5 protein-coding genes are annotated in these 7,096 nt (G+C 68.5%); 3 read left to right on the top strand and 2 right to left on the bottom strand.

Translation table 11 applies throughout. The features are described 5' to 3' along the window. The coding region (locus tag D7Y11_RS23095; protein WP_126934801.1) for a putative quinol monooxygenase at positions 1–279 on the bottom strand (279 nt) is incomplete at its 3' end. A gap of 87 nt (positions 280–366) precedes the next feature. On the opposite strand from D7Y11_RS23095, the gene D7Y11_RS23090 reads away from it, so the two are divergent. Next, positions 367–1,260 carry a 1,4-dihydroxy-2-naphthoyl-CoA synthase gene (locus tag D7Y11_RS23090; RefSeq protein WP_120577562.1) on the top strand — a complete coding sequence of 298 codons (894 nt, stop codon included), beginning with the start codon at positions 367–369 and terminating at the stop codon, positions 1,258–1,260. Between the two features lie 6 nt (positions 1,261–1,266). Here D7Y11_RS23090 and D7Y11_RS23085 read toward each other — a convergent pair whose 3' ends face one another. Further along, complete coding sequence (locus D7Y11_RS23085; RefSeq protein WP_126934800.1) at positions 1,267–3,330, bottom strand: lipoxygenase family protein; 2,064 nt, start codon at positions 3,328–3,330, stop codon at positions 1,267–1,269. A gap of 257 nt (positions 3,331–3,587) precedes the next feature. Between D7Y11_RS23085 and D7Y11_RS23080 the strand changes: the two genes are divergently transcribed. Both D7Y11_RS23080 and D7Y11_RS23075 read left to right on the top strand, forming a co-directional pair. Beyond that, a complete protein-coding gene (locus D7Y11_RS23080) occupies positions 3,588–5,618 on the top strand; it encodes a lipoxygenase family protein (RefSeq protein ID WP_126934799.1) in 2,031 nt (676 codons plus the stop codon). A gap of 21 nt (positions 5,619–5,639) precedes the next feature. Beyond that, positions 5,640–7,058 carry a cytochrome P450 gene (locus D7Y11_RS23075; protein WP_126934798.1) on the top strand — a complete coding sequence of 473 codons (1,419 nt, stop codon included), beginning with the start codon at positions 5,640–5,642 and terminating at the stop codon, positions 7,056–7,058. Positions 7,059–7,096 lie beyond the last annotated feature (38 nt).

Here is a 7,096-nt window from a genome sequence, read left to right as displayed (position 1 = left end):
TGAGCGTCTCGTGGGCTCGGCCAGCATGGGGGCGACGGTGTCACGCCACGTGAGGTAGTGGGCGGTCTCCTTGTGCGCGGCGGGGGCGTCCGGCGTGCGGTAGGCCTCCACGAGGACGAAGCGGGTGGGGTCGTCGTTGTCCTGGCAGACATCGAAGCGGGCGATGCCGGGCTCCTTCACGCTCTCGCGGGCGTTGGCGAGGGTGGCCTGGAGGAAGGCGTCGACGTGCTGGGGCAGCACGTGCACATGGACATGGACGACGAGCAGGCTCGTGGACATGGCGCGCACGGTAGCGCGGGCGTCCCCGAGCGGAAACCGCTAGGGTTCCGGGCCGTTCACTCCCCCATTTTCGGAGCAAGACTGCGCATGGTCTCGGACCTCTTTGACGCGTCCCGCTGGCAGCCGGTGGAAGGCCACAAGTTCAAGGACATCACGTTCCACCGCGCGGTGGACCAGGGCACGGTGCGCATCGCGTTCAACCGGCCGGAGGTGCGCAACGCGTTCCGTCCGAAGACGGTGGACGAGCTGGCCCGGGCGCTGGAGGCCACGCGGTTCATGACGGACGTGGGCGTGGTGCTGCTCACGGGCAACGGGCCGTCGCCGAAGGACGGCGGGTGGGCGTTCTGCTCGGGAGGCGACCAGCGCATCCGCGGCAAGGACGGCTACAAGTACGAGCCCGGCGAGGACGCGGCGGACCCGGCGCGGCTGGGGCGGCTGCACATCCTGGAGGTCCAGCGGCAGATCCGCTTCCTGCCGAAGGTGGTGATGGCGGTGGTGCCGGGCTGGACGGCGGGTGGCGGGCACAGCCTGCACGTCGTCTGTGACCTGACCATCGCGAGCAAGGAACACGGGATGTTCAAGCAGACGGACGCGGACGTGGCCAGCTTCGACGCGGGCTACGGCAGCGCGCTGCTGGCGCGGCAGGTGGGACAGAAGCGGGCGCGCGAAATCTTCTTCCTGGGCCAGGCCTACACGGCGGACGAGGCGTTCCAGATGAACGCCATCAACAAGTCCGTGCCGCACAAGGACCTGGAGAAGGTGGCGCTGGAGTGGGCGGCGGAGATCAACACCAAGAGCCCCACGGCCATCAAGATGCTGAAGTATGCCTTCAACCTCCCGGACGACGGGCTCGTGGGCCAGCAGCTCTTCGCGGGCGAGGCCACGCGTCTGGGATACGGCACGGAAGAGGCACAGGAAGGCCGCGACGCGTTCGTGCAGAAGCGCAAGCGCGACTTCAAGCGGTTCCCCTGGACGTACTGATTCCGCTCAGATGTTGATGCGGGAGCTGACCGTCCGGACATCCAGGCCCAGGGCCGCGAAGTCCGCGGCACGGGCCCGGAGCAGCTCCAGCAGCCGGGGATGCATGTCTTCTTCTTCGTTGGACAGGATGAAGCCGTAGTTCGTCTTGGACAGCATCCAGGAGATCCACAGCATCTCCGTCGCCTCGTCAGGCGTCGGCGCGACGTCCAGGTCCTCCTCCGTGGACAGCGCGCCGCCCTTGCCCCAGCGCAATCCCAGACACGAGTACAGGACCTCGCCCGCGTCCTCCCACTGGAGGTTGTTCGCCCAGGCGTGGCGGAACGTCGCGAAGAAGATGACGTAGCGGCAGAGGTGCTTCAGCGCCTCGACCTCACCCGGCAGGGGCGCATCCGTCCGAGTCACGGCGCTCACGGCTTTCGTCGCGGGCTCCGCGACCTTCGCCCCCAGGTCCATGCGCTCCGAGCGCACGAACCACGGCGCTTCTTTTCCTGGAACCGTCGCTCGCAGGTAGCGGCACACGAACGCCGGTGCGGAATGCGCGACCAGGTCGTCCGAGAACCGGCGCACCTCCTGCCATTGCGCCTCCACCGCCGCGCCGTGCTCCGCGAAGAACGCGTCGACGTGCTCGCCGAGCAGCTTCCAGAACAACTGCCCCGCCTGCGCGTAGCGGTGGCCCTCGCAGACTGGCGTCGCGGGCGCGAAGCCCTTCCAGTCGTAGCTGCCCATCAGGTGTTCCAACCGCTGGTGGATGCCTGCTTCCGTCAACGCACTGGCCCGCGTGATGTACCCCGTGGGGCCCACCAGGAACCCGGTGGCGGCGTGGTTGATCAACACCACCTCCCGCAGGTGCGGCATGAGCAACCAGCGCAAGGGGTTGTGCCGCAGGTTCCGGTGCGCGGCGATGGCGTACTGCTCCACGTTGAAGTGGCACTGTCCCAGGTGGTTGCCCAGCTCCACGTCCAACGTCGCGCTCACGCGAGCCATCCGCTTCGCCGCTTCCCAATCCGCGCCGTCCGCGGGCGTGTACGTCCTGCGAGTCACCGGTGAGCCGGGCGCCGTTGCTCCGGGTTCCCGCATCCCCAGGATGATCCGCTGGGGCATCACCTTGCCGTCCACCAGCCGCAGCCGGAGGTCCACGTCCGGCAGGCAATGCACGCCGTCCTGCTCATAGGCATTCCACGGCAGATACAGCCGGAAGGCCTGCGCATCCCCAGGCACCTCGGGGTCCCGGTCCAGGATGCTGGAGAACATCCCGTTGAGCAGCCGCTCGCCGAACCACGCATCACTCCGCGAGGAGCCCGGGGACTCCCGCTCCATCCGGACCGTCGTCGTCTCCGGATACTCCGCCTGGATCTTCCCCAGGCTCGGCGCCTGTCCCAGCCGGATCTGCAGCTGGTGTTGCCGCTTCACCAGCTCGATGGGCGCGACGGCCTTGAGCATCGCCAATGCGCGCCCTGGTGCATACGCCGTGGGGGGAGTGCCCTCTTCCACCACGAGCAGCCGCGCCAGCGGCGTCGACGGATCGTATTCCCAGTACGGCAGCCGCAACGTTCCGAAGTCGTGGTCAAAGCCTGCGTGGTCATCCGGCCCAGGCTCGGAACCGATGCGCTTCCACGTCTCCACCACACGGCCGTCCTGCCGGAAGGTGTGCTGCGGTTCAAAGAAGCGCAGCTCCAGGTCTGGCAGGTCTCCTTCGCCCGCGTCCGCCGGGTCGTAGCGGATGACGAACGACCCATCCGAGCCCGTGAAGGTCTCGCCCAGGAAGTCGTCCGGCGTGCCGAAGTCCCGGTCCCACAGCTCCACCTTGATGTGATGCAGGGGAATGGGGCCTTGCGGCCCGTCCTGCTCGAACATCAGCCGACCCGTGACGACGGCCGGGAGGGTCGACGGATCCCGCGACGCTCGCGGCGCACGCACGCGCTCGACCAGGTTGCGGCTGACCGCCAGCCGCTCCTTCAACCCCAGCCCCGAGTACCACCGGGACAGCTCCTCCGCCTCCAGGAGTGGCGGCTCCCCGGCCTTCGAAGCGAACCCCAACGAGGTCAACAGACGGCGCCAGGCGGTGGGCATCAGCTCCGTGCCTCAATCAGGGAACGACGGGAAGCAGGCTTCATCGTGCGGGAAGGTAACACGCACCGGGTCGAGCACCGCCGCATGCGCATACGGCAAACCCATATCCGGGTGTTCGCCCCGGAGGGCAACCCGCTATCGATTTCAGCGCAGGCTCCGAGGGAAGGAGCCGTGATCAGCGTCAGTGCGAGAGCCCGGCTTGTCCGGCCCGGTTTCACCGGCGTACCTTCCGCCGTTGCGTGCTAGTGGGGAAATCCATGACTGTCGATTACACGCTGACGATTCGCACGAGCTCGAAGCTCGGCGCCGGAACGAACGCGGCCATCTCCGTGGTCCTGGTGGGCACGAAGGGCGAGAGCCAGCCGCAAGCCCTGGACAAGCGCTTCCACAACGACTTCGAGGCCGGCGCGGTGGACGCCTACTCCGTCAGGTCCGAGGACCTGGGGGACCTGATCCTGCTCCGGTTCTCCAACGCGGGGGGCGGCGTCGGGGGCGACTGGCTCCTCGACTCGGTGACCGTCACCGCGCTGGGGAAGCACTGGTTCTTCCCGTACTACCGCTGGGTGCTGGCCAGGACGACCGCGGAGGTCCTCGAGGGCACCGCCCGGCTGCCCCAGCAGGTCCAGCACGAGCGGCAGAAGGTCGCCCGGAACGACCTGCTCCAGGCCCGCCAGCGCATGTATCCCTGGCGCCCCGCGGAGGCCACCGCCGGGCTGCCCGGCGCGCTCGACATCACGGACGCGCGCCCGCTGCCGAAGGACGAGCTCTACCGGGGCCTCGTGGACGGCAGCTACGAGGTCGTCATCGCGAAGACGCTCGCGGCCATCAAGTTGCACATGCCCGTGCTCGGCAAGGCGTGGAATGGCCTCGTGGACGTCTTCGACTTCTTCAAGGGCCTCGAACTGCCAACCATCGCCAGGCGCTGGCAGGACGACATCGAGTTCGCCCGGCAGGCCGTGCAGGGCATCAGTCCCGTCCACATCCAGTCCATCACCGAGCTGCCGGAAGGAATGCCCCTCCAGGACTCCGAGCTGCGGGGCCTGCTGGCTCCTGGCACGACGCTCCCGCAGGCGCTGGCCGGCAAGCGCGTCTTCCTGCTCGACTTCGAGATCCTGGGCGACGTGCCCATGTTCAGGAAGGCGGACAAGGCCGGCGTCGAGGAGCGCCGGTGGGCGCCCGCGTCCCGATGCCTGCTGTACCTGGACGACACGCGCCAGCTGCGGCCCATCGCCATCCAGCTGGGCCGCGACCCGGCGCTGGATCCAGTGTTCACGCCCAATGACAGCCCGCACGACTGGCTGGCCGCGAAGATCTACCTCCGGTGCAGCGAGGGCAACACGCACCAGATGGTGGGCCACGCGCTCCGGACCCACTTCGTCGCCGAGCCGTTCGTCATGGCGACGATGCGCAACCTCCCGGACCCGCACCCCGTCTACAAGCTGCTGCGTCGCCATTTCCGCTACACGCTCGCCATCAACGATGGCGCCCGGAAGGGCCTGCTCGCGGCGGGCGGCGTGTTCGACGACCTCATCGCCACGGGCGGCCCCGACCAGGGCCACGTCTTCCTGGGCAAGAAGGGGTACAGGGCCTGGACGCTCGCGGACAACAAGCCGCGCCTGGACATCGAGCGCCGTGGCGTGCTCGACCCGGCGGTGCTCCCGCACTACCCGTATCGCGATGACTCGCTGCTCCTGTGGGAGGCGCTGGAGGAGTACGTGGGCGGTGTGCTGGGGCACTTCTACAAGTCCGACGAGGACCTGGTGCACGACACCGACATGCAGCGTTGGTGGAAGGACCTCACCGAGCACGGCCTGCCGGTGGAGAAGCTGCCCTGCGCGGAGCTGAATCGCGTCGCGGACCTGACGGACGTCCTCACCACGGTGCTCTTCACGGTCAGCGTCCAGCACGCGGCGGTGAACTACCTCCAGTACGAGCACTACGCCTTCGTGCCCAACGCGCCCCTGTGCATGCGCCAGCCTCCGCCGAGAGAGAAGGGCGTCCTGGGTGAGAAGGACATCGACGCGATGATTCCCTCCAAGACGCAGATGCTCTGGCAGGTGGCGGTGGGCCGCGCGCTGTCCAGCTTCGGGGACGACGAGGAGTACCTGCTCCACGAGGGAGGCTGGCGCGAGGACTACTTCCAGGAGCCGGAGCTCATCGCCATCCGCGACCGCTTCCACGCCCAGTTGCGCGCGCAGAGCGAGGCCGTGAAGGCGCGCAACGCGAAGAGCGCGGTGCCCTACACCGTCCTGCAGGCCGACCGCATCCCCTGTGGCATCACCGTCTAGCGCCGTCAGGAGACTCCGCCCATGCCCAATGCCCTCTCTCGCGGCATCTTCAACCTGTTCTTCGGCGCGAAGCGCAAGCCGTTCGCGTCGCTGCCCGGTCCCCAGCCGGGGCTCCTCGGCACTGCTGGGGACTTCCTGGGGGCGTCGCCCTGGGATGTCTGTGCGCGCTATGGCCGCGAGTACGGCGGCGTCACGCTCATCTGGATGGGGCCCAACCCCGGACTGGTGCTCAACGACCCGGCGCTCATCGCGGAGGTCTACGAGTCCCCGCGCCGGATGGAGTTCGAGAAGGGGAACATCAGCGAGCAGATCCGCCCGTCGGTGACGGACGACACTGCGTTCACTGCGGAGCTGCGCGGGGACTGGGTCCGGAAGCGCCAATTGGAGCCCGGCGCGCAGCCGTGGGCCACGGAGTGGCTGGCGGATCAGGTGGGCCCCATGCAGGCGGCCATTTCCGAGTCCGCGGACGCCCTGCTCAAGCAGAGGCACATCGACCTCACGCCCGCGCTGCGCCGGCTGACCTTCGACGCGTTCTCGGTGGCTTCGGTGGGGGAGAAGCTGTCGGATCAGGTGTTCGAGGACTTCATGCTGCTCGCGAGGGCGGCGGACGCGCGCATCCAGTCGAAGCTGCCGCTGAAGTTCGTGAAGCCGCCCAAGGACTTCGACGCGGTGAAGGCGCGCTTCTACGGGCACTTCGTGGACCGCATCCGCGAGGCTCGCAAGCGGCAGGACCCGCGTGCCGTGGACATCATGTCCCGCTACCTGCGGGAGACGCCGGGCATCGATGATCAGGTGCTGGCGCACATGCTCGGGGGCACCTATTTCGGCGGCGCGTTCTCCTCCAGCGTCACGCTGGTGGGGGCGTTCCACCAGCTCAACAAGTCCCCCGACGCTGACGCGCGCCTCGCCGCCGAGGCCGCCTCGTTGGTGGCGGACGGGCCGCTGACGCTCGCGAAGCTGGACGCCGCGAAGTGGGTGGAGGCCGTGGCGTATGAGGCGCTGCGCATCCTGCCGGCGGTCCGGGTGATGACGCGCACGCCGTCGAAGGATGCGCAGCTGGCCGGGGTCACGTTGCCAGCGGGGTCGATGATCATGATCTCGAATCAGCACCTGCACCGCGACCCGGCGCACTGGCCGGACCCGGACACGTTCAAGCCGGAGCGCTGGCTGGACGGGGGCACGACGCGGGACCCGCTGGGGAGCGGCCACTTCTTCCCGTTCGGCCGGGGTCCGCGCGCGTGCGTGGGCGCGGACTTCGCGATGACGTTCCTGAAGACGGCGCTCGCGACGATTGCCTCGCGGGTGAAGATCCAGCTCGACTCGACGGAGCCCTTCGAAGAGGGCTTCTTCTTCGGCGTGGTGCTGCCGAAGGGCGTCACCGGGAAGCTCGTCGCTCGCGCAGCCTCGTCATCCGAGGACGTGCGCGCCCGGAGCGCCTAGAACGGAGGCCATCACGGTCGCGATATTGAAGGACCGGG

The organism is Corallococcus sp. AB018, assembly GCF_003986945.1.
Lineage (GTDB): Bacteria > Myxococcota > Myxococcia > Myxococcales > Myxococcaceae > Corallococcus > Corallococcus exiguus.
This window is presented reverse-complemented; position numbering and strand designations above follow the sequence as displayed.